This is a genomic window from Vibrio ichthyoenteri ATCC 700023, from assembly GCF_000222605.1.
In the GTDB taxonomy this organism is placed as follows: domain Bacteria; phylum Pseudomonadota; class Gammaproteobacteria; order Enterobacterales; family Vibrionaceae; genus Vibrio; species Vibrio ichthyoenteri.
The window spans coordinates 1-21,533 of record NZ_AFWF01000049.1 but is presented as its reverse complement, the minus strand read 5'-3'; the positions used below and the strand labels follow the sequence as shown (position 1 = coordinate 21,533).

The following is a 21,533-nucleotide window of genomic DNA, read 5'->3' as shown; positions in this document are numbered from 1 at the left end:
TTTTGATTGTCAACCTTGGCGCGCGCGCAAAGGCATTATTGTGCTGGGCAGTGTATCGCAAGCAGAATCAAAATTAGCGCACACCCTCGCACAGCGTTTAGGTTGGCCTATTTTATGCGATGTACAATCGGGTACGACAAGCGCATGGGCCCATTTTGATATTTGGCTGCAAAGTGAAGCTGGCCAAAAGGCGCTGAGTGAAGCCGAATTGGTACTACAAGTTGGCTCGCGCGTGATTTCTAAACGTTTGAATCAGTGGTTATCGCAAACTCAATCGGGCACAGATGCCATAGCCAAAACGCCATTTGCATATCACTATCTCAGCCCAAGCATTGATCGTAACAACCAAGACCATTTGATGCAGACCCATCATCGTGCTGATATCTCTACTTGGCTCATGCATGCTGTGCAGCAGTTTGAAGCGGATGAACCACTTTCTAAGTGGGCGAGTGAGTTGAGCCAGTTTAGCCGCGCAGTGAATTGTGCCGCTGATCAGCATGTTGAAAGCTCGTCGAAATTAAACGAAGTCGCATTAGCGACCTCGTTAAACCAACTGCCATCGCAGGTAAACATCTTCTTAGGTAATAGCCTATTTGTGCGCTTAGTCGATATGTTTGGTGAAGTGGCCCATGAAGTGTATTCCAACCGTGGTGCGTCAGGCATTGACGGCTTAGTCGCTACGGCAGCGGGGACGGCTAGAGCCACCAATCAACCGAGTGTGCTCTATATTGGTGATACATCGTTGCTGTATGATCTCAACTCATTGGCGCTGTTTACTCATCAAAAAACACCGTGTGCGATTGTGGTGACCAATAATGATGGTGGCGCGATTTTTGGTTTGCTACCGGTTCCTGAACAGCAAAAGCAGCAACTTTATCAAATGCCTCATGGTTATGATTTTTCTGCGGCAGCCGCTCAATTTAAACTGGCTTACTATCAAGCTGACCAACAGGAAGCCTACCAAGCTAAGCTAGAGCAGCATCTGATCTCAGGCCAAGGCTGTTTACTTATTGAAGTGACAACGCCACCAGAACAAGCTTCAGCGCACATCAAAGAGGTTGTTAACCGCTTCCATGCTAGCTTATAGCCACCGCCAGTCAGACTCAGCGAATGCAGAAATGCCAGTATTGGTATTTCTGCATGGCTTGCTGGGTAGCGGTGAAGATTGGCAAGCGTGTATTGAAGCTCTGAGTGACTACTCGACGGTGACGCTTGATTTACCCGGCCATGGACGCAGTATCGCCATCAGCACCGATGGCTTTGATGATACCTGCCAACAAATTACCCTTACGCTTCAATCTATTCTTCCTCCCCAACAAAAATTGATATTGGTCGGCTACTCTTTAGGTGGTCGAATTGCGATGCATGGCATTGCCAATCATCGCTTTGATCGACTAAACCTTAGTATGGCCTTCATTGAAGGTGGTAATTTTGGCCTTGCCAGTGAATCTGCCCGTCAAGCGCGTTGGCATTATGATCAGAGCTGGGCTTTGCGCTTTAAAAATGAGCCAATTGAGCAGGTATTAGACGATTGGTATCAACAAGCGGTATTTTCTTCATTAAATCATGAGCAAAGACAAACTCTCATAGCTAAGCGCAGTGCTAATCTTGGCTCTGCAATCAGTCAGATGCTACTTGCCACTTCGTTGGCTAAGCAACAATCGCTACTTGAGCCGCTCGCTCGTAGCGCAGTACTTATTCACTATATTTGCGGCGAGAAAGACAGCAAGTTCAGCCAGTTGGCCGAGCAAAGCGGTTTGTCTTTCAGTCAGATAGCGCAAGCGGGGCACAACGTACATCACGAACAGCCGCACGCTTTTGCTAGCGTAATAAAAAATCTAATCCAAACTCACGAGAGTGAGTGATAAATAAAATAGGAATCACCATGGCTAAAACAGTAGGTATTTCAGAAGAAGAACTATACGCACCGGTAAACTGGAATGACTGCAGCGGTGAATATGAAGATATTCAATACCATAAGTCAGAAGATGGTATCGCGAAGATCACCATTGCTCGTCCACAAGTTCACAATGCGTTTCGTCCTAATACTGTCAAAGAGATGATCAATGCATTAGCTGACGCACGTTACGACGAAAGCGTGGGCGTAATCATTTTGACTGGTCTTGGTGAAAAAGCTTTCTGTTCAGGCGGCGATCAAAAAATTCGTGGCGATTACGGCGGCTACCAAGATGACAGCGGCACGCACCACCTAAACGTGTTGGACTTCCAACGTCAAATCCGTACTTGTCCAAAACCTGTTATTGCAGCGGTTGCCGGTTGGGCTGTGGGTGGCGGTCATGTTCTTCACATGATGTGTGATTTAACCATCGCAGCAGAAAACGCACAATTTGGTCAAACAGGTCCTAAAGTGGGCTCATTTGATGGTGGTTGGGGTGCGTCTTACATGGCTCGTATCGTCGGCCAGAAGAAAGCGCGTGAAATCTGGTTCCTATGTCGTTTCTACGATGCACAAGAAGCATTGGATATGGGCCTAGTGAACACGGTTGTACCGGTTGAAGACCTTGAGAAAGAGGCCGTTCGTTGGTCTCGTGAAACTCTACAACACAGCCCAATGGCACTGCGCTGCTTGAAAGCGGCATTGAACGCAGACTGTGATGGTCAAGCGGGTCTACAAGAGTTAGCGGGTAACGCGACGATGATGTTCTATATGACAGAAGAAGGTCAGGAAGGTCGTAATGCGTTTAACGAGAAACGTCGTCCGGACTTCAATAAGTTTCCGCGTAACCCTTAATGTAAAGACACTTATGTCACCTGAGTCTCTATAGCATGGGAGAAGAAGCGCATTTATGCTCATAAATTGCGCGTCTTCTCCTCGCAATAATGACTCTGACTTATTAAGTGACTCCTAGATTTAAAACTGGCTAGTTATAACAATAATAAACAAGGGAATATGGGTATGAGATCAGCCAAACTGTATCGCTACGCTTTACCTATGGACAGTGGGGTGATTTTACGTGAACGTCGTCTGACTGAGCGTGAGGGCTTTGTCATTGAGCTTGCTGAGGATGGCCGTATCGGTCGTAGCGAAGTTGCTCCTTTGCCGGGCTTTAGCTGTGAAACGATGGAAGAGGTTTACACTCAGCTAATCGAACAGTTGAATGGATGGAAGAACGGTCAACCCGCGCTGGATGAAAGTGAATTGTACCCCTCGGTTGCGTTTGGTCTTTCTATGGCGCAACTTGAGCTGGAGGGCGGTTTACCGAGTGAAGGCATGTATCGTTCTGCGCCATTGTGCAGTGGCGATCCTGATGAGTTATTGCCAAAACTAAATGCAATGGAAGGTAAAAAAGTTGCCAAGATCAAAGTGGGTCTTTATGAACCTATTCGTGATGGCATGCTGGTTAATCTATTTTTAGAATCGATTCCGGATTTGAACCTACGTCTGGATGCCAATCGTGCTTGGACCAAAGAGAAAGCGCTGAAGTTTGCTAGCTATGTGACGCCTTCTTATCGTCAACGTATCGAGTTTATCGAAGAGCCTTGCCAAGTGCCGGGCGATAGTTTCTCGTTTGCCATTGATACCGGTATCGCTTTGGCATGGGACGAAACGCTGCAACACGCGGTGCGTAAACCAGAATTCAAACTTACGGATTTCACTGGGGTGAAGACCATTGTGATTAAGCCGACGTTAATTGGTTCAGTACAAACCTGTATTGAATTGATTGCTGCAGCAAAAGTCCTTGGTATTAAAACGGTGATCAGTTCGAGTATTGAATCGAGTTTAGGTCTAACGCAATTGGCGCGTTTTGCTAAATGGCAATTACCCGATGAAGTTCCTGGCTTAGATACCATCGGCTTATACGCAGAGCAGCTGGAAGTGCCTTGGCCTGATAGCCCGCTACCGCTACGCAAACTCTCCGAACAAGCATTGATTTGGCAGGCATGATGCACCGTTCACCTTTAAAACACTGGGCTCTTATGAGCCCAGATTGTTTAGCGCTGGTTACTCCGCAACACCAATATACTTGGTCTGAATTAGACGACGTTGTCACTCTTTACGCTCGAACCTTATCTTTTCAGCATGTTACCCAAGGTAGTGTGGTGACTTGTGTGGGGAAAAATAGCGTAGAGATGCTGCTGATCTATTTGGCTTGTGGCGAGCTTGGTGCGATTTGTGCGCTCACAACGCCCCAACCGTATGCGTTACTTGCCGACAAGCTTGAAACACTCTATTTACCTGATCAAGTGCCTAATGTTTGGGGGGCAGAGAGTGACGCTCGATTGGAGGATGTCACTCGGTTAGAACTTACAGATTTGGAAGATATATCTCACACTGATAAAGCCTCCGATCGCTCGGCATATCATTTGGATTCTTTCGCGTCGATCATCTTTACCTCCGGCTCAATGGGTAAACCCAAAGCTGTGGTTCACAGCCATGCTCAGCATTTGGCTTCGGCGCAAGGGCTATTGGAACCGTTCCACTTTGAGCCTTCAGACTGTTGGTTATTGAGTTTGCCGATGTACCACGTCTCGGGGTTAGCGATTGTTTACCGTTGGTTGGCTGCGGGGGCGCAATTGAAAGTCGGCTGTGGTGATTTGCTGCAAGATATTCAGGGTGTGACGCACGCATCGCTTGTCGCGACACAGTTGGAAAGGTTGCTCAGTTGTTCGACCGTTCTTAATCTCAGTCATGTTCTACTTGGCGGTAGCCACGTCCCGTTGGCCTTAAGCCAGCAAGCGGCAGAGCAAGGGATTGAAACTTGGCTCGGGTACGGTATGACGGAAGCAGCCTCAACCGTTACGGCAAAGCAAATTGATGCGACCTACAGTGCTGGAACGGTATTGCCTAACCATCGTTTAGAATTAAGAGAAGGGCGTATTTACATTGGTGGTGAAACGCTGGCCAGTGGTTACTTTGAACAAGGTGTTATCACCCCTATAACGGATGCTCAAGGCTGGTTTGATAGTAAAGATCTGGGTGAACGCCTTGCCAATGGTGAATTGGTGATCAAAGGGCGTGCAGATAATCAATTTATCTCCGGTGGAGAAAATATTCACTGTGAGGAAATAGAAGCAGCACTCAATCAGATGGATGAGATCACGCAGTCAATCGTGGTGCCTATCGCCGATGAAGAATTTGGCCAACGACCTGTCGCGGTGCTGCAAGCGGCTGCACTTCCTGTGCGAGCGAACATTGAGCAGCATCTTGAACAAATATTGGTGAAATTCAAATGGCCAGTCGCGTATTTGCTGTTGCCTGAGTCACTATTAGGCAGTGGGATTAAAGTGTCGCGCAAGCAAGTCAAAGATTGGCTTGCGACCCAGAGCAAAGACGCGAATTGATGTCTCAATGCGCCTGCGTTGATCGCAGCGCCATTTAAAATCTTGTTATTGATAATGTCGCGCCATAAAAAAAGTGCAGAGGCGGTGACTAATCGCTCTGCACTTAGGGGGGCGTGATGATGGTGAGTCATCACTTGTTTTCTTTAGCTGGCGAGCACTTTTTTCATCTGCTCAGCCACTTTATCTACCTTGCCCAGACCAACGATGACTTGTAAGCCGCCTTTGCCAATCGGTACCACCCCCATGGCGCCTAGTTGGGTTAGTTTCGCGCTGTCTGCTTTGGCTGAATCTTTCACGCTTAAGCGTAGACGAGTGATGCAGTTATCCACTTCAAGGATGTTGTCTGCACCGCCAACGGCTTCGATATAGTCATAAGCAAGGCCGTTAATCGCTTCTGGTGTCGCGTCTTTTTGCTCGGCTTCCATCTCTTCACCACGACCTGGTGTTTTAAGGTTGAACTTGATAATGGCGAAGCGGAACACTGCATAGTAAAGAGCAAAGAAAACAATACCTTGTGCAATCAGCATGTACCATTGTACGGCTAGCGGGTTCTGGCTTGATAGCACTAAGTCAACAAATCCTGCCGAGAAACCGAAGCCTGCCATCCATTCCATGCTCGCGGCGATGTATAGAGAAAGCCCTGTTAGTACTGCGTGTAATAGGAACAGAAGCGGCGCTAAGAACATGAAGCTGAACTCAAGTGGCTCGGTAATACCAGTGAAGAACGAAGCCATCGCCGCTGCCAACATAATGGCAAACACTTGATTTTTGTTTTTCGCATCTGAGCAGTGGTACATCGCCAATGCTGCACCTGGCAAACCAAACATCATGATTGGGAAGAAGCCTGCTTGGTACATACCTGTTTTACCCGGAATACCCGTGCCATTAGCAATTGACTGCGCGCCACCAAGGAAGTTAGGAATATCGTTGATACCCACCACATCAAACCAGAACACAGGGTACAGAGCATGGTGCATGCCAACGGCTAAAAATAAGCGGTTAAAGAAGCCAAATAGACCCGCACCAATGGCGCCCATACTTTCTAGCTTGATACCGAGCAGGATCAGCGCATCGTATACTGCAGGCCAAACGTAAAGCAGTGCGAAAGACAGGAACATACCGGCAATCGAAGTAAGGATGGGTACTAAGCGCTTACCACTAAAGAACGCTAATGCTTGTGGCAGTTCAACGGTGGAGTAGCGGTTGTAAATTTCAGCCGAAATAATACCAACGATAATACCGATAAACTGATTACTGATCTTACCAAAAGCGGCGGGTACCTCGCTCAACTCGACGTTAATCAACTGTGCTACCGAACCGGGCGCAAGTAGCGTGGTGACGACGAGAAACATCACAAAACCAGACAACGCCGCAGAGCCATTTTTATCGCGGCTTAAACCAAAAGCGACACCGACAGCAAACAAGACTGCCATATTGTCGATGATGGCGCTGCCCGATTTAATTAGAAATGCCGCCAGAATGCTTTCTGAGCCCCAACCAACAGGATCGAGCCAGTAGCCGACCCCCATAAGGATTGCAGCGGCAGGTAAGGTTGCCACTGGAACCATCAGTGCTTTACCGACTTTTTGCATATATCCGAGTATATTCATGTATGCCCCTAGTAATTAAGAAAGTGTTTATAAATCAAAATTTTTAATCTAATGGCCAAATCGAATCGTAAGTCATTAATTGATCTGGCTAACAATTTAAGTAACTGGGTATATTTAAAACTTATTTGTTGCTGCAAACAAACCAATTGGCGAGTAGCATGAATTAAAATTTTTAATGCATGGATTAAGATGGCTAACCAACAACTACTGCTGCGTAACCTACATACTTTTAATGTTGCCGCAAAGAATATGAGTTTTACCTTGGCGGCAAAAGAGCTGCACTTAACGCAAGGGGCAGTGAGTCATCGAATCAAAGTGTTGGAGAATGAACTCGGGTTTAATTTGTTTGTGCGCGGCACGCGCAAGCTAGAGTTAACCGCTGAAGGTGAGCGTTTTCAACACACCTTATCGAAGTCGCTCAGTTCTATTTTTGGTGAAATTGAAGACATCAATTGCACCGAATTGCACGGTAAAATTAACATCGGTATGAGTCCGGCATTTGCCAATGGTTGGCTACTGCCTCGGATTGCGTATTTTAAGCGTCGATACCCTCGATTTAACCTCAATATTTTTGCTCAAGAAGAGCAAGACTTTCATAAAAATCATTTAGATATTGCCATTTACTATGGTGAAAGCGATCTAAAAGATATGTATCGCCAGCGACTGTTTGGCGAAAAGTATGTCCCGGTATGCACGCCGGCTTATGCAAAAGAATTAAAGATTTATGACGATGGATTAGCATCACTGCATCGCGTGAATTTTATTCACGCCTTGGAATCGAATGTTTGGCAACGCTGGGTCAAGCACTTTGATCTGGACGTTAATTTATTCAAACATTTTTACTGTGTGAGTCACCGTGATATGGGCGTGCAAAGCGCATTACATGATGTTGGGGTGGCGATGGGGCGCTATCAGTTTGTGAAGCAGTACATCGATACAGGGGAACTTGTCACACCATACCCGAGTATGGAAACCGAGATGAGTTACGATGTGTTATGCCCATTAGGCGCAGAGAAAAGACCGAAAGTGCATACCTTCATTAAGTGGTTGGAAAGCCAACTTAGTTAATTTAGCAATGTCATAGTACAAAACCGAATTTCTCAACCTTATAACGCTGATTCATAATAAAACGTGATGGATTGCGATAAGGATATAAAAATGAAGTTGATACTGACAATTGGATCGCTGTTATTGATTGCCACGGCAACGCAAGTAGAAGGACTCTATCGAGCGTTAGCGGAGCTTTCGGCGTTTCTCTTCATTGCGGCATTAGTGATTCACTACCGCAAAGAGAAACGCCAAAAAGTACGTATTGAGCCTGAAGAGCTTTAAATACGGGGGGAATAAGGTTGAACTAGGCCAGAGTTAGCCAAGCCAGCGAACTGGTGGAGATCAATACCCACAAGGTCACGCCAAATACCAACGGTTTTGCACCTGCCGCTTTCAGTTTACTGACTGAAATACCGCAGCCAATCAAGAACAAACACACCACCAACGCACGTTTTGCAACATCAAAAATGACGCTGTAGAACGTTTCAAATTGCGGTAGCGCATCACTAATTCCAATCGCTAGGCAATAAAAGAGAATGAAGAATGGGATAGTGATTTTTTTCGAATCGCTACGAAAGATAAACGCGCTGACAAAAGCAACGGGAATGATCCATAACGCACGCGCCAGCTTTAATGTGGTCGCGGTGGTCAGTGCTTCTTCACCATACGCAGACGCGGCACCAACCACCGATGAGGTGTCGTGAATGGCAATCGCCGCCCAAGTGCCAAAAGTATGCTGATCGAGATTAAGCGCGTGGCCAATCACAGGGAAGATGAATAGCGCGATAGAGTTGAGTACAAAGACCGTGGCTAAAGCGAGACCAATCTCTTCATCTTCCGCTTGAATCGCGGGTGAAACTGCCGCAATCGCGCTACCGCCACAAATTGCTGTTCCGGCAGAAATTAAATAGCCGAGTTTTTTGTCCATTTTCAAGAGTTTGGCTAACCACCAACCAACGACCAAAGTACTGACAATGGTGGTAATGATAATGCCAATACCATCGGAGGTAACCGCCAGCGCTTCTTCGAAATGAATACCAAAACCTAGTCCTACAATCGAATAAGCTAAGAGCTTTTTAGTGATTTTAGCGAGATTAACGTGGCTTGGTACTAAACCGAATGAAGCCAATAGAAAGCCAATAACTAAGGCGGTTGGTGAAGTAACGAAAGGGGTAAGGCAGGCAAGCAGGCCGACAATAAAAGGAACGGTTTGTTGGTATGGTTTCATGATCATAATGCGCTTATGCGTCTAAAGGGGGCAGTGAACATTATTGCTCACTTATAAAGAACGCTATTTTACATAATAGCGCTCGGTCAGTAAGTCTGAATGAATTGAACGGCTGTTCAGAAAAACTAAACAACCGCCCAATCACTTGTCATCGACTAGCGCCAATCACCCCGTAACTCGCTAACTTTTTGGTGCATCGTTTGGGTGGTGGCTTGCTCTGGCGTTACAGGTTCTCCTGCTTCAATTTCAACCTTAGACCAAAATCGTGTTGGACGCCCTTTACATGCGTGCCCTTTATAGCGGCTAAAATAGCTACCCCATAAGCCTTTGAGCGCCATAGGGATCACTGGAACCGGACTGCGGCGTAATATGATGTCCATACCACGCATAAATTCTTTGATTTCGCCATCACTGGTTAGGTGCCCTTCAGGGAAAATACACACAATGTGGCCATCATTTAAATCTTGTTCAACTTGATTGAAGGCTCGACGAATTGACCCGCGATTGGTAGAGGATATCGGGATCACGCCTGCGCGTTTGAGGAATCTACGGATGGGCGGTAAGTTGGCGTACTCTTCTTGCATCACAAAACGAATTAAGCGTGGATAGGCACCGCTAAGTAGCAGGGCATCCATGTAGCTGACATGGTTACAGACGATAAGAGCGCCGCCCTTTTCTGGCAAATGGTGTAGGTTTTTATGGGTAACGCGATACATGGTGTGGGTAATGATCCACAGCAAAAATCGCACAACAAAAATAGGCACTTGGCTGAATAAGTAAAAGGCGACCAGCAAATTTAGAGCGGCTAATAGCATAAAAAACTGCGGTATCGACAGCTCAAGCAAACTCAAACAGACAATGCCGAGAATTGCACTACAAACCATGAATAGTGAATTATAAATATTCAACGCCGCAACCACTTGCGCCCGTTCGGTAACTTTAGCTCGTTGTTGCATCATAGCGTAGAGGGGCACGATAAATACGCCTCCAGAGGCACCAAGTAACAGTAAATAAGCGAATACCGGCCACAAAGGTTGATAGGAAATAAACTGGCTAAAAGTCGCGAACGGTGGCAATGACGCAGGTACAGAGCTTGCCATTAACCAACCAAATATTGTAATCCCCAAGCTACCAAGTGGGACAATACCAATCTCGATTCGATGATTAGAGAGCTTGTCGCACGCCATAGAGCCGGTGGCAATACCGATGGAAAACAGTGCCAATAAAAAAGACACGGCGCTTTCGCTGCCGTTTAAGTAGATTTTCGTAAAATTGGGAAACTGCGTTAGGTACGCTGCACCCAAAAACCAGAACCAACTGATGGCCATGATGGATTGAAATATAACGCGATCAGACTTGGCGATGGCGATGGTTTTTTTAGTGTGCTTAATCGGTTGCCAACGAAATTTTAGCTCAGGCGCAGAAGCGGCAGCTTCGGGAATTGAACGGCTGGCAAGATAACCAAGCAGGGCAAACAGCACCACACAACCGGCGGCGAGATAATTGGCATTCTCAGCAGAGGCAATCACACCAGCCCCTAAGGTGCCGAGAAGGATTGCCAAAAAGGTGCCTGTTTCAACTAACGCATTGCCCGGCACGAGTTCCTTGGCTTTTAACTGTTGTGGTAAAAGCGCGTATTTGACTGGGCCAAAGAAGGCGGATTGTGTGCCCATCAAAAATAGCAACACTAATAAAATCAGGTAACTCTCGGTGATAAAGCCAATCGCACCAAGCAGCATAATGCCTATTTCAGCCAGTTTTACCTTACGAATAAATCCGGATTTCTCGTATTTATCTGCCAAAACGCCAGCAGACGCAGAAAAGAGAAAAAATGGTAAAATGAACAGCCCCGCAGCAAGGTTAATAAACAAGTGGCTTGAGACCGGTAAAACACCCGCCCCAGCAAAAGCAACAAACAAAAGCAGAACATTTTTGAAAATGTTGTCGTTAAATGCCCCAAAGAACTGCGTGATAAAATAGGGCAAAAAGCGACGTTGAGTCAGCAGTGAGGTTTGGCTTTGCTGTGGCATTGCAGATCCTTGCGCGTTACCAGTTCTTTAGGTAGTTGGACAATAAGTTTTCAATTAACTCTTTGCCATCAATGGGTTCAGCGGCGAAAAACTTATCATCAACACTGAGTAGGGTAATACCATGCACGCCAGACCATAGCACGCGGCTTGCTTGCAGGACTTCACTGTCACTACGAGTTGGAGCCAGTGCGCGTAATAGATGTTCGAGCATGCCAGTCATATTATCAATGCGTTCACTTTGCCATTCTGGCAGGGTTTCGCCATTCATATTGTGTTCAAAAATCAGCTGCCAGCGATGAGGGTGACGCTGAGCAAACTCATGATAACAATAAGCCAACTCATACAGCGCTTGGGTAGGATCTTGGCTTTGTGCCACCACCGCTTTCGCGTCGGCTGATAGTTCATCAAGCGTTTGTGCTACGGCATGAAGCAGCAACAAGTTGTAGTTACCAAACACATTCACCAAAGTGCTAGGGACATAGCCAATCATATTGGCGATTTTGCGCAAACTTAACTCGTGATAGGAGTGCTCATCAAGGAAGCGCTTAACCGTTTCTAAGGTGAGTGAGATAAGCTGTTCGCGTGTGTGGTCGTTTCTTCTAGCCATAGTGGGAAATCAAAAATGAACATTGTTCGATATTCTAATGAGGTACTACCTCAAGCGTCAACAGGCCCAATTATCAAATTTGCAATATTCTGATACATGAATTCGATTGTGGGATGTATCTTTCTCTTGTAGAGAGCGCTAAGATTAAGGAACCAGAGCCTTCAATGGGCTGGATATTAAACTAAATAAAGTACCCTAAAGGAAAAACATGAAACGACTTTTTTCTCTAGTGGCGTTATTGATGGTTTCTGTAGCCATCACGCCTGTAGCGGAAGCTAAGAAGTTTGGTGGTGGCAAGTCTTTTGGTAAAAGCTTTAAGACAGCACCAGCGCCTAAACAACAAAAACAGAACACCAATACCATTGGTAAAGAGCAAGCAGCGAAGCAGTCATCAAGCAAAAAAGGTTTGATGGGTGGTATTCTAGGTGGCCTGCTTGTTGGTGGCCTACTTGGTTCGTTACTTGGCGGTGGCGCATTTGAAGGTATCCAATTTATGGATATTCTGATCATTGGCCTGATTGCCTTTGTGATCTTCAAACTCATGCGCGGTATGCTGGGGGCGAAGCAGGGCAGTATGAATCAGCATCGACAGCAACCGGCTTTCGGTGGTTCTGCGCCTAAGTTTGAACAGCCTAACGTTCATAACTTTGAGCAACCACAAAATGCAAATCAAGGTGGCTTTGGTGGTTTTGGTGCACAAACAGATGTACCGCATAACTTCCCGCCAAACTTTGACCAAGCGGCATTTGTAAACGGCTCTCGCGAGCACTACCGCATTATCCAAGGTGCGTGGAACCACAATCAGCTTGAAACAATCGAAGAGTACGTATCTCCTAGCTTGTATCAAGATCTGAAAGAAGAGCGCGCGAAATTGGACGGTGAGCAACACACAGACGTTATGTATGTGGACGCTGAAATCGTTCGTGCTGATTACGATGCAACTAAAGCGCAACTAAGTTTGCAGTTTAGCGGTCGTTACCGTGACTCAGCGGAAGGTGTAGAAGAAGATATCGAAGACGTATGGCATCTAGAACGTGACCTAACGGTTGATAATGCACCATGGTTGATTGTTGGTATTCAAGGTTAATCCTTCGATACTAATAGCACAGTTTTTGAAACGCCCAAGCCAATCGCTTGGGCGTTTTTTTATCTTTCACGTATACTAGCTAGCAACAAAATAAGAAAGATAAGGAAAGTAAAGTGACCGAATTTAAATACAAAAATTTGACTCAAGAACAGCAAGATAAATTAGATGCGGCGGTATTTCGTCGTTTGCTCGCGCACCTTGATGATAATAAAGAGGTGCAGAATATCGATTTGATGATCTTGGCGGGATTCTGTCGCAACTGCTTTAGTAAGTGGTACAAAGCCGAGGCTGAAAATCAGCAGTTGGATCTGGATATTGATGACGCTCGTGAGCGAGTGTATGGCATGACATACGATGAGTGGAAACAAAACCATCAACCACCAGCCACCGCAGAGCAGTTAGCCGCCTTTGAAGCGCGTGAAAAAGCCAAGTAATTCATCTAAATCTTCGGTGTTCACACTGCAGAGATCAAAAAATGGCACTCCGTTGAGTGCCATTTTATTTTGTACTAACTTACTATTTCACATTACTACACCGGAGTGAGCATGTAATGCGGCGTCGATTAATCGAGCTGACCAGTAGCTTCAAATCGTTCAAGTCTTGCCATGAACGGTTGTAGATCACCAATGTTCGCTTGTACCCATTCTGGGTTGTAATAAGTGTCTAAGTAACGCTCACCACTGTCACATAATAGCGTGACAATCGATCCTTTCTCGCCGCGTAGTTTCATTTCACCCGCAAGTTGCAGTACACCATAAAGATTGGTACCAGTTGACGCTCCCACTTTTCGGCCAAGAATTTTTTCCAGCCAATGGGCCGTCGCTACTGAAGCTGCATCTTCAATAGTGCGCATTTCATCCACCACGCCCGGAATAAAACTTGGCTCAACACGTGGACGACCGATACCTTCAATTTTACTGCCATTTTCGCCCGTGATTGCTTTATTGCCAGTACGGTAAAATTCGTGGAATACCGAGTTTTCAGGGTCAACAACACACAGTTTTGTGTTGTGCTGCTGATGACGAATAAAGCGGCCGATGGTCGCTGATGTGCCACCTGTGCCCGGGCTCATCACAACCCATGCAGGCACTGGGTGATCTTCCAGTTGCATTTGGTCAAAGATTGAATTGGCAATGTTGTTGTTACCACGCCAGTCAGTTGCGCGTTCAGCGTAGGTAAACTGATCCATATAGTGGCCGTTTAGCTCTTCAGCTAGGCGATGTGATTCGGCATAAATCTGATCTGAGCGCTCAACTAAGTGGGCTTTACCGCCATAAAATTCGATTTGTTCAATTTTTTTGCATGCGGTACTTTTTGGCATAACAGCAATAAACGGCAAACCGAGTAAGCGAGCAAAATAGGCTTCAGAAACAGCTGTACTGCCTGATGAAGATTCAATGATCGTGGTTTCAGGGCCAACCCAGCCGTTACAAATGGCATAAAGAAACAGGGAACGAGCAAGGCGATGCTTTAGTGAACCGGTTGGGTGAGTGCTTTCATCTTTTAGATAGATGTCGATACCCTCAACGCTTGGTAGGTCGAGTTTAATTAGGTGGGTATCTGCTGAGCGTTGGTAGTCGGCTTCGATTTTTCTAACCGCATTGTTGATCCAATCATGATCGGTACACATTAGGCTATCTCCTTAAATATCGTTATGCTGATAATTTACCTACAAATAGGGAGAAAACCTTTGCTTATTACGTTCTATTTTCCTTATATTAGAGAAATATTTTCTCCCAAATTGAGTTGGTTGTGAAATGGAACTGGATGGAATTGATCGAAAAATACTCGCTTTACTGCAACGTGATGCCACTTTGTCTTTAAGTGATCTGGCGGAAGCTGTCAATCTGACCACCACACCTTGTTGGAAGCGGCTAAAAAAGCTGGAAGAGAGTGGGGTGATCCAAAAGCGAGTTGCCTTACTTAATCCAGACAAACTCGACTTATCATTTAATGCTTTTGTGATGATCAAAACCCGAGATCACTCTCATGAATGGTATAGCCAGTTTGTATCGACGGCGACGGAGTTTCCTGAGGTGATGGAATTTTATCGCATGGCAGGAGAGTACGATTACATGATGAAAGTGCTGGTTAAAGATATGCAAAGCTTTGACCAATTTTACAAAAAGTTGGTTAACTCGGTGAAAGGTATTTCTGATGTAACGTCGACGTTTGCAATGGAGCCATTGAAATACACCACAGCGCTGCCAATTTAATTCGACATTACGCTGTGGCTTTTCGTGCTGTTAGTCAATAAAACGCATCACGCCTTCTTGCACTGCGCTGGCAACGAGATTGCCTTGGCGATCGTAAATCTCCCCACGGACTAGGCCGCGAGTATTGCTTGCAGTCGGACTTTCAATTGCATACAGCAGCCATTCATCCATCTTAAATGGGCGATGGAACCAAATGGAGTGGTCAATGGTCGCCACTTGGAATTTAGGGGTTAGAATGGATACGCCATGCGGGTGGAGTGCCGTGGTAAGAAAACCCCAATCTGACGCGTAAGCCAATAGGTATTGATGGATCAATTGGTTGTCTGGCAGTGCGCCATTCGCTTTGATCCATAAGTACTGCTTGGCATCGGTTTTGGCAGGTTTGAGCGGGTTAACCACGACAACCGGGCGCATTTCGATCGGTTTCTCGCCGCAGAAGGTTTGTCTTAATTTTGCTGGTAAGAAATCGGCGACCTTTGCTGCCAATTCAGATTCTGAGGCAAAGTTTTCTGGCCCAGGGATGTCTGGCATGGTGTTTTGATGCTCAAAACCAGGAGCATCACCGTGATAAGAAGCGGTAAGATAAAAAATGGGACGTCCATTTTGGATCGCTTTAACACGACGAGTGCTAAAACTGCGGCCATCATGCAGGTTTTCGACATCATAAACAATCGGTTTTTCTGGATCGCCAGGATAGAGGAAATAGCTGTGGAATGAATGCACGGTGCGTTCCTCAGCAACGGTATAGCGAGCAGCTGACAGAGCTTGACCGATAACTTGACCGCCATATACCTGAGGCAAGCCTAAATTTTCACTTTGACCGCGAAACAGTCCTTCTTCTAACTTTTCAAGCTGCAGTAAATTAAGTAGCTCGTTCAGTGGTTTACTCATGGTTTTTATCCAAAAATTGATCTTAAAGCATTCTACGTAGTGTCGCTATTTCAAGCAATTGTTGCTGATATAGAAAGTCATTGTTAACACCAGTATAGAGTAGATACTCATTATAATTGAGTTGCGTCAGAAATTGGTCAAGAGTGATTCATCTCTCATGACAGTATGCAAAACTACGACTATAATTCAGCAAGTTATCTATACTATTCTCATTGTGAGGCGTTATGAAAAAGAACACTGATGTTAGCTACGTCGGTTTTATTTGGGGCAGTTTTAATGGGTTGTCAAAGTGAGCCTGCAGCACAGCAAGAACAAGCACAAGCTCAGCAAACGATTACCGGTAACGTTGCGTACCGTGAACGTATTATGTTGCCTGACAATGCGACGGTAACCGTTCGCTTGCAAGATGTGTCGCTAATGGATGCTCCAGCAACGTTGATTTCTGAGCAAGTGATTGAAACCAAGGGCGCACAAGTGCCAGTCGCATTTGAACTGAGCTACAACCCAAGCGAAATCAAACCGGGTCATCGTTACAGTGTCAGCGCTCGCATTGAAGTTGCAGGTGAGCTTCGCTTTATCACAGATACGATGAACGCTGTTATCACGGATGAAAATCAAACCCAACAGCTTAACCTAATGTTAGTGGGTGTGCGTTAATCACACGTCCAAAACGTAATGGCAGCTACGGCTGCCATTGATATTTTTTAAGGCTGACACGGCCGCTCTCGCTTACCTCAATACCTTCTTGCTCCAATTTTTCTTGCTGTCTTTGTAAATCATTCCCTTTGAGAGAAATTTTCCCTTGGCTATTTAGCACTCGGTGCCATGGTAATTTTGACCCTTCGGGCAAATGACTTAGTGCTTTTCCGACATGACGTGCATAACCAGGATAACCGGCTAATTTTGCGATCTCGCCATAACTTGTGATTTTTCCATGGGGAATTTGGTGAATTACTGCAAAGATTTGCGCTAGAAACTGGTCCATACTCATTAATCAATATATTAGTTTTTGATAGTTGCTGTTAGCAGGATGACTTTTAGCAACGATAATTATGATCTATGTTCATCATATCCTAACTCGTCGATTCCAGGATGGAATAAGGAGCAGGAATGCTATTTTCGACTTTACAATTTTTTATAGCAACGTTACTTGCGGTTATTTGTGCGCGGGTAATTGGTTACAGTGACGGAGATATTCCGTTACTGGCAATGATTGCGCCGATCCTTTGGTTTATTCCTCAACGAGGCTTTGCATCCGCTATTTTTTTGATTAGCGTGATGGCGTATGGCCTAACTCTGCCTTACCAACCCATTACATTATCCGTCAGTGTATGGATATTATTTCCTCTCATGATGGTGGCCTTCTCACGCCGCAGTCATATTGGTGTGGTGTTGGTTGCAGCGCTGATCGTGATTACCTTGCAGGTCGGTATTATGGTCACACAAAACGCAGGTAAGCTTGGCGGTGACGCAATGCTAACCGGAGTCCAAACGCTTGCAATGGTGATGATGTGGTGGTCAACGAGCCATTGGAAACCGATCAAGCAGCACCGCTGGTGGGCGCTGTTACTGCTGCTTCCTTTGTGGATCACACAAATGGCGTATGGGGTGTTATTTGCCTTGGCAGTGATTGGTATTGTTGGAGCACTGGAAAATTTATCCAAGCTAAAAAACTTCCGTTGGAGTAAGTTACTATGCTGGACTTTACCCACCGTGGCATTTGCCGCATTGGTGGTTAGTCCGCATATTGATGTGCCTAATCCAGTGTTTGTGGTTTGGTTATGCTTGCTTGGTACAGCATGGATTACGGATTATATATTGCAGAGCGTCGAATATAACGAAGAAATATGAATCAAATTGCGGTCAATAATTGGAATGACGACAATAATATGACAAAATTGTTCGATTAATGCTCAATGGAATGTTGCATTTATTTTGTGCAATCGCAGTCACAGTGCAAATAAGAAGTGTACGACCATACCAACAGGGTAACCAAAAGCGCAAAAGATATGGTTAGGTTAGGATTACTTCGACGTTTTATTTTTACATTAGCAGCATGCTGTATAGGCATTTCTTCTTATGCTAGTGAACAGTATCGAGTGGCGATAGAAGCTGATGATGTAGTCACTCGCGTCCTATTTGACGCGGTTTCTCAGAAATTCGATGTCGATATTGCCTACGTCTATTACCCTAGCTTTAATGATATTTTAACCGCGGTGGAAAGTGGTGAGAGCGATTTTGCCGCTAATGTGACCTATACAAATCAACGCGCAGCAAGATTTGATTATTCCAGCCCAACCAACATTGAATATACTTACCTGTACAGCTTTACTAATGCCACTCTTGAAACGATTAAGAAAGTTGGCATTCCCAAAGGCACCATTTATGGTGCATTGATCAAGCAATATTACCCGTCGTTAGTTCAAGTTGAATACATTGGTCATCAACAAGCCCGCCAACTACTGGAAAGTGGGCAAGTGGATGGAGTCGTGGATGCCATCAATCAGCTTAAACCGATGTTATTAGCAGGGTTAGATGCTCAGCTATTGAATCATCAAATATCGATAAAGCCTGTCTCCTTGATTGGCACCAAAGACAAATTCCAAACCCAGTTACAGCTTTTTGAGCAACATTTACATTCCGCGCCAGTGCAAAAGCTGTTGCGAGAAACCGTTAATCAATATCAATTTGATATTCGCCAAAAATCGTTGCGGGATTTAGTGGTGCGAAGTGGCATAGATCGCAGTGAACCGCTCAAGGTGAAAATAGAACATGCAGGCCAATACGCGATTTATCACAACAATGGCCAGGTGACGGGGATAACGCCAGATGTCCTCTATGCCGCCTGCGACATATTGATGCTGAACTGTAAGTTGGTGAGTCGTGGTGATGAAACGTGGGAAGATATGTACGCCGATTTCCTCGCGCAAAAAATTGATATTATCTCTCCGCTCGCGTCATCAGAGCCTCGTAAACAATTCGCTTATTTTAGTGTGCCATATTACCGTTCCACGGCAATCATGATAAAACGTGAAGGCTACAAAAATAACGTTTATAGCAATGTTTCAGAGCTGATTGTTGAGCGAATCGGGGTTGTAAAGGACGATTTCTATCAAGAGCTGTTAGAAGGCTTGTTACCTCAAAAGGCATTGGTTACTTATAGTAGTGCAGAACAACAAGTCGCCGCTTTATTAGCGAGAGAGGTTGATTATGTGGTGATCAGTCGCTCCAGTTACAACAAAATATTACGTGAATCAAAAACCTTGCTGCCCTTGGCTGAAGACAAATTGATTGGTGAGTTTTATACCTCGGATGTCACGATCGGTTTTGCTAAAAATGCGCGTGGTAAGTCTCTCGTTCCTCTCTTTGATCGTGCTATTAAGATGCTCGACTTAGAGAAAATAACCAATACACACTATGTTCAACCAGATTGGAAAGCGACGCTGCAAAGTGAGCAACGCCTAGCGCGCCGCAGTATTGCCGTTGTAGCGTTAGGGCTTATTGCTTCTATTTTGGTGAGCTTGTATCTACATCACCAATCTAATACTGATAATCTCACCCGCTTAAAAAACCGCCGAGCACTGCACCGCCGCTACAACAAAGGTATTCACCCTAATCTGACCTTGGTCTATTTGGACGTGAACAAATTTAAACCTATCAACGATACTTTTGGCCATGAAGTGGGTGATCAAGTTCTCAAGCACATCGCCAAACAGATTGCGCGTTATTGGAAAGGTCAAAGTTATCGTATTGGTGGCGACGAATTTATTCTTATCGGCTCTGTTGACAGTGTTACTCTGAGCTATGCGTTATTGAATTTACAAAAGCAACAGTTTATCTCGCAGGATGGCAGCATCAGTTTAGATGTCTCGGTGGCTTTTGGTGTATCAAAGCCAAGAAGCGCGGCGATGTCTTTAGAAGATGTAATGCATCAAGCTGATCTTTCGATGTATTCGAATAAGCGTAAAGTAACGGAATGCGAAATTAGTTTTGCCAAAAAGCAGATAGAACAGGAGCTGAAGACAATTTAGCGCGAAGTGATCGCTGGTTAAACCAACGTTTTTACGTGATGTTGGTTGTTCTATGTTCAGTTAGTTCGAAATTAGAAGTTTTCTAATAAGATAGGGTTGCAAAGCTAACGGCTATGCCTGATAATTCTCGCACTCTCTGGAACAACAGAGATGCTCTATGGAGGCCTGGTCCTCCCGCAACAATAACTCGTGAACTCGGTCAGGTCCGGAAGGAAGCAGCCGCAGCGAGTGACTTGTGTGCCGGGATGTGGCTGGGTCTCCACCCAATTTGATGTTTGCAGTTTATGTTCGCATAAACTGCAGATTCGCTCTCATATTTGCACCATAAGTCTTCATAGTCTATTTTTTGTTGTAGGTTTACAACAAATGTGATTCGCACTATGTTCGACCAAACTAAAAAATCATCCCATGTTCACAACATCTGCAAGTTTATGAGCTTGAAGAATGATGCTGTCGTTCGCACCCTCTCTATTTTAGAGTTCGATTTTTGTTTTCATCTCGAATATAACCCCGACGTAAAACGATACCTTTCTCAACCACACGGTTATCATTATCAATTTAATGGTCGTCGGTGCCGATACACTCCCGACTTTCTCGTCTTTGACCACCAAGAATGTTCTTCGTTTATTGAAATAAAGCATTCTAGCCAAATACTTAAACCCGATTTCAGAACTCGATTTGCAGAAAAGCAGCGTGTAGCGCTAGAAGAATATGATAAACGTCTAATATTGATTACTGAAAAACAAATCAGAATTAATCCAATATTTAACAACCTTAAGCTTTTGCATCGATATTCAGGTCTCCATTCTGTGACTAAAGTACAAAAAAGCGTGCTAGGTTATATTCAGCGTAAGCAAAGAGTTCAGCTGTGTGAGGTATCTCAATATCTTGGATTGTCTGAGCATGAAACTCTAATATCGACGCTTTGTTGGCTGTCATCGGGTAGGGTCAAGACTGATTTTAAGAGTACCGACTTCAGCTTAAGTAGCTATGTCTGGTGCTAACAATGACAACAGAGTTTGATGATTTTTTTGGTTTTTTTGATGAAATGGAGGCTTCTAGCTCAGAAGCTCAAACACAATTTCAAATTCCTGAAGAGTTATTTCAAGATGAACCTAATTACTCTTCGTCATTTGATACCTTCCCTGAACAAACGCAAAAAGAAGTACTCCGTCGCCACAAAATCATACAGTTTATAGAAAAGCGTCTTACCGGCGGATGGACAGAAAAGAATCTAGTGCCATTGCTGAATGTCGTTGAACATGAACTTAATTTATCACCCCCTAGTTGGCGAACGCTCGCTGAGTGGAAAAAAGCCTATTTTGAGTCAGGAAGGTCGCTTCTTTCTTTAGTTCCCAAACACGCTCAGAAAGGAAATCGAACAACACACACTGATTCACAATCTCTTATCGATGAAGCTATTGAAAAAAAGTATCTGACGCGAGAGCGGCTAAGCGTAGCTGAAACTTATCGGTACTA

General features: G+C 45.0%; 21 protein-coding genes, 1 other RNA gene and 1 pseudogene. 16 read left to right on the top strand and 7 right to left on the bottom strand.

Features of this window, described 5'->3' with window-relative positions:
* The 5 genes from RH85_RS05310 to menE form a co-directional block, all read left to right on the top strand.
* On the top strand, nucleotides 1–1,087 hold a 1,087-nt coding region (locus RH85_RS05310; protein WP_006711174.1), incomplete at its 5' end, for a thiamine pyrophosphate-dependent enzyme.
* Nucleotides 1,074–1,865, top strand: coding sequence for a 2-succinyl-6-hydroxy-2,4-cyclohexadiene-1-carboxylate synthase (menH, locus tag RH85_RS05305; RefSeq protein ID WP_006711173.1), 792 nt, complete (start codon nucleotides 1,074–1,076; stop codon nucleotides 1,863–1,865). The genes RH85_RS05310 and menH, both read left to right, overlap by 14 nt.
* Before the next feature lie 20 nt (nucleotides 1,866–1,885).
* Nucleotides 1,886–2,752, top strand: a complete 867-nt coding sequence (menB, locus tag RH85_RS05300; RefSeq protein WP_006711172.1) for a 1,4-dihydroxy-2-naphthoyl-CoA synthase — start codon at nucleotides 1,886–1,888, stop codon at nucleotides 2,750–2,752.
* Between the two features lie 165 nt (nucleotides 2,753–2,917).
* Complete coding sequence (menC, locus tag RH85_RS05295) at nucleotides 2,918–3,907, top strand: o-succinylbenzoate synthase (protein ID WP_006711171.1); 990 nt, start codon at nucleotides 2,918–2,920, stop codon at nucleotides 3,905–3,907.
* On the top strand, nucleotides 3,907–5,304 hold the full coding sequence (gene menE, locus RH85_RS05290) for an o-succinylbenzoate--CoA ligase (RefSeq protein WP_006711170.1): 1,398 nt from the start codon (nucleotides 3,907–3,909) through the stop codon (nucleotides 5,302–5,304). Before menC ends, menE begins: the two co-directional genes overlap by 1 nt.
* Before the next feature lie 143 nt (nucleotides 5,305–5,447).
* Here the strand turns inward: menE and nagE are convergent, their stop codons facing one another.
* Nucleotides 5,448–6,896 carry an N-acetylglucosamine-specific PTS transporter subunit IIBC gene (nagE, locus tag RH85_RS05285; RefSeq protein WP_174269565.1) on the bottom strand — a complete coding sequence of 483 codons (1,449 nt, stop codon included), beginning with the start codon at nucleotides 6,894–6,896 and terminating at the stop codon, nucleotides 5,448–5,450.
* 207 nt (nucleotides 6,897–7,103) lie between these two features.
* Here nagE and RH85_RS05280 point away from each other — a divergent pair, with 207 nt between their 5' ends.
* Nucleotides 7,104–7,982, top strand: coding sequence for a LysR substrate-binding domain-containing protein (locus RH85_RS05280; RefSeq protein WP_006711168.1), 879 nt, complete (start codon nucleotides 7,104–7,106; stop codon nucleotides 7,980–7,982).
* Nucleotides 7,983–8,072: 90 nt separating this feature from the next.
* Entirely contained in the window at nucleotides 8,073–8,246 is a 174-nt protein-coding gene (locus RH85_RS23145) for a hypothetical protein (protein ID WP_006711167.1), read from the top strand.
* A 22-nt stretch (nucleotides 8,247–8,268) separates the two neighbouring features.
* Here RH85_RS23145 and RH85_RS05275 read toward each other — a convergent pair whose 3' ends face one another.
* From RH85_RS05275 to RH85_RS05265, 3 genes are all read right to left on the bottom strand, one after another.
* Complete coding sequence (locus tag RH85_RS05275; RefSeq protein ID WP_039948647.1) at nucleotides 8,269–9,192, bottom strand: YeiH family protein; 924 nt, start codon at nucleotides 9,190–9,192, stop codon at nucleotides 8,269–8,271.
* Nucleotides 9,193–9,347: 155 nt separating this feature from the next.
* A complete protein-coding gene (locus tag RH85_RS05270) occupies nucleotides 9,348–11,222 on the bottom strand; it encodes an MFS transporter (RefSeq protein ID WP_006711165.1) in 1,875 nt (624 codons plus the stop codon).
* A 16-nt stretch (nucleotides 11,223–11,238) separates the two neighbouring features.
* Nucleotides 11,239–11,829 (bottom strand): TetR/AcrR family transcriptional regulator, encoded by a 591-nt coding sequence (locus RH85_RS05265; protein ID WP_006711164.1) that lies wholly within the window; start codon nucleotides 11,827–11,829, stop codon nucleotides 11,239–11,241.
* Between the two features lie 208 nt (nucleotides 11,830–12,037).
* Here RH85_RS05265 and RH85_RS05260 point away from each other — a divergent pair, with 208 nt between their 5' ends.
* Both RH85_RS05260 and RH85_RS05255 read left to right on the top strand, forming a co-directional pair.
* Entirely contained in the window at nucleotides 12,038–12,916 is an 879-nt protein-coding gene (locus tag RH85_RS05260; protein WP_006711163.1) for a Tim44 domain-containing protein, read from the top strand.
* 113 nt (nucleotides 12,917–13,029) lie between these two features.
* Entirely contained in the window at nucleotides 13,030–13,350 is a 321-nt protein-coding gene (locus tag RH85_RS05255; protein WP_006711162.1) for a DUF1244 domain-containing protein, read from the top strand.
* Nucleotides 13,351–13,478: 128 nt separating this feature from the next.
* On the opposite strand, the gene RH85_RS05250 is transcribed toward RH85_RS05255, so the two are convergent.
* Entirely contained in the window at nucleotides 13,479–14,546 is a 1,068-nt protein-coding gene (locus RH85_RS05250; protein ID WP_006711161.1) for a PLP-dependent cysteine synthase family protein, read from the bottom strand.
* A 127-nt stretch (nucleotides 14,547–14,673) separates the two neighbouring features.
* On the opposite strand from RH85_RS05250, the gene RH85_RS05245 reads away from it, so the two are divergent.
* Nucleotides 14,674–15,132, top strand: coding sequence for an Lrp/AsnC family transcriptional regulator (locus tag RH85_RS05245; protein WP_006711160.1), 459 nt, complete (start codon nucleotides 14,674–14,676; stop codon nucleotides 15,130–15,132).
* A 30-nt stretch (nucleotides 15,133–15,162) separates the two neighbouring features.
* Here RH85_RS05245 and tesB read toward each other — a convergent pair whose 3' ends face one another.
* Nucleotides 15,163–16,023 (bottom strand): acyl-CoA thioesterase II, encoded by an 861-nt coding sequence (gene tesB / locus RH85_RS05240; RefSeq protein WP_006711159.1) that lies wholly within the window; start codon nucleotides 16,021–16,023, stop codon nucleotides 15,163–15,165.
* A gap of 240 nt (nucleotides 16,024–16,263) precedes the next feature.
* Here tesB and RH85_RS05235 point away from each other — a divergent pair, with 240 nt between their 5' ends.
* A complete protein-coding gene (locus RH85_RS05235) occupies nucleotides 16,264–16,680 on the top strand; it encodes a YbaY family lipoprotein (RefSeq protein ID WP_006711158.1) in 417 nt (138 codons plus the stop codon).
* Nucleotides 16,681–16,705: 25 nt separating this feature from the next.
* Here the strand turns inward: RH85_RS05235 and RH85_RS05230 are convergent, their stop codons facing one another.
* A complete protein-coding gene (locus RH85_RS05230; protein ID WP_006711157.1) occupies nucleotides 16,706–17,008 on the bottom strand; it encodes an MGMT family protein in 303 nt (100 codons plus the stop codon).
* 125 nt (nucleotides 17,009–17,133) lie between these two features.
* Here RH85_RS05230 and RH85_RS05225 point away from each other — a divergent pair, with 125 nt between their 5' ends.
* The 5 genes and pseudogenes from RH85_RS05225 to RH85_RS05210 form a co-directional block, all read left to right on the top strand.
* Nucleotides 17,134–17,874, top strand: a complete 741-nt coding sequence (locus tag RH85_RS05225) for a VP0952 family biofilm-associated protein (protein ID WP_006711156.1) — start codon at nucleotides 17,134–17,136, stop codon at nucleotides 17,872–17,874.
* Nucleotides 17,875–18,032: 158 nt separating this feature from the next.
* Entirely contained in the window at nucleotides 18,033–20,054 is a 2,022-nt protein-coding gene (locus RH85_RS05220) for a GGDEF domain-containing protein (RefSeq protein ID WP_241210359.1), read from the top strand.
* A gap of 163 nt (nucleotides 20,055–20,217) precedes the next feature.
* An RNA gene (gene ffs / locus RH85_RS22205) (signal recognition particle sRNA small type) lies at nucleotides 20,218–20,314 on the top strand.
* 120 nt (nucleotides 20,315–20,434) lie between these two features.
* Nucleotides 20,435–21,058: a TnsA endonuclease N-terminal domain-containing protein gene (locus RH85_RS05215; protein ID WP_006711154.1), complete on the top strand. Its 624-nt coding sequence runs from the start codon at nucleotides 20,435–20,437 to the stop codon at nucleotides 21,056–21,058.
* 2 nt (nucleotides 21,059–21,060) lie between these two features.
* A pseudogene (locus RH85_RS05210) lies at nucleotides 21,061–21,533 on the top strand (Mu transposase C-terminal domain-containing protein); the annotation flags it as partial.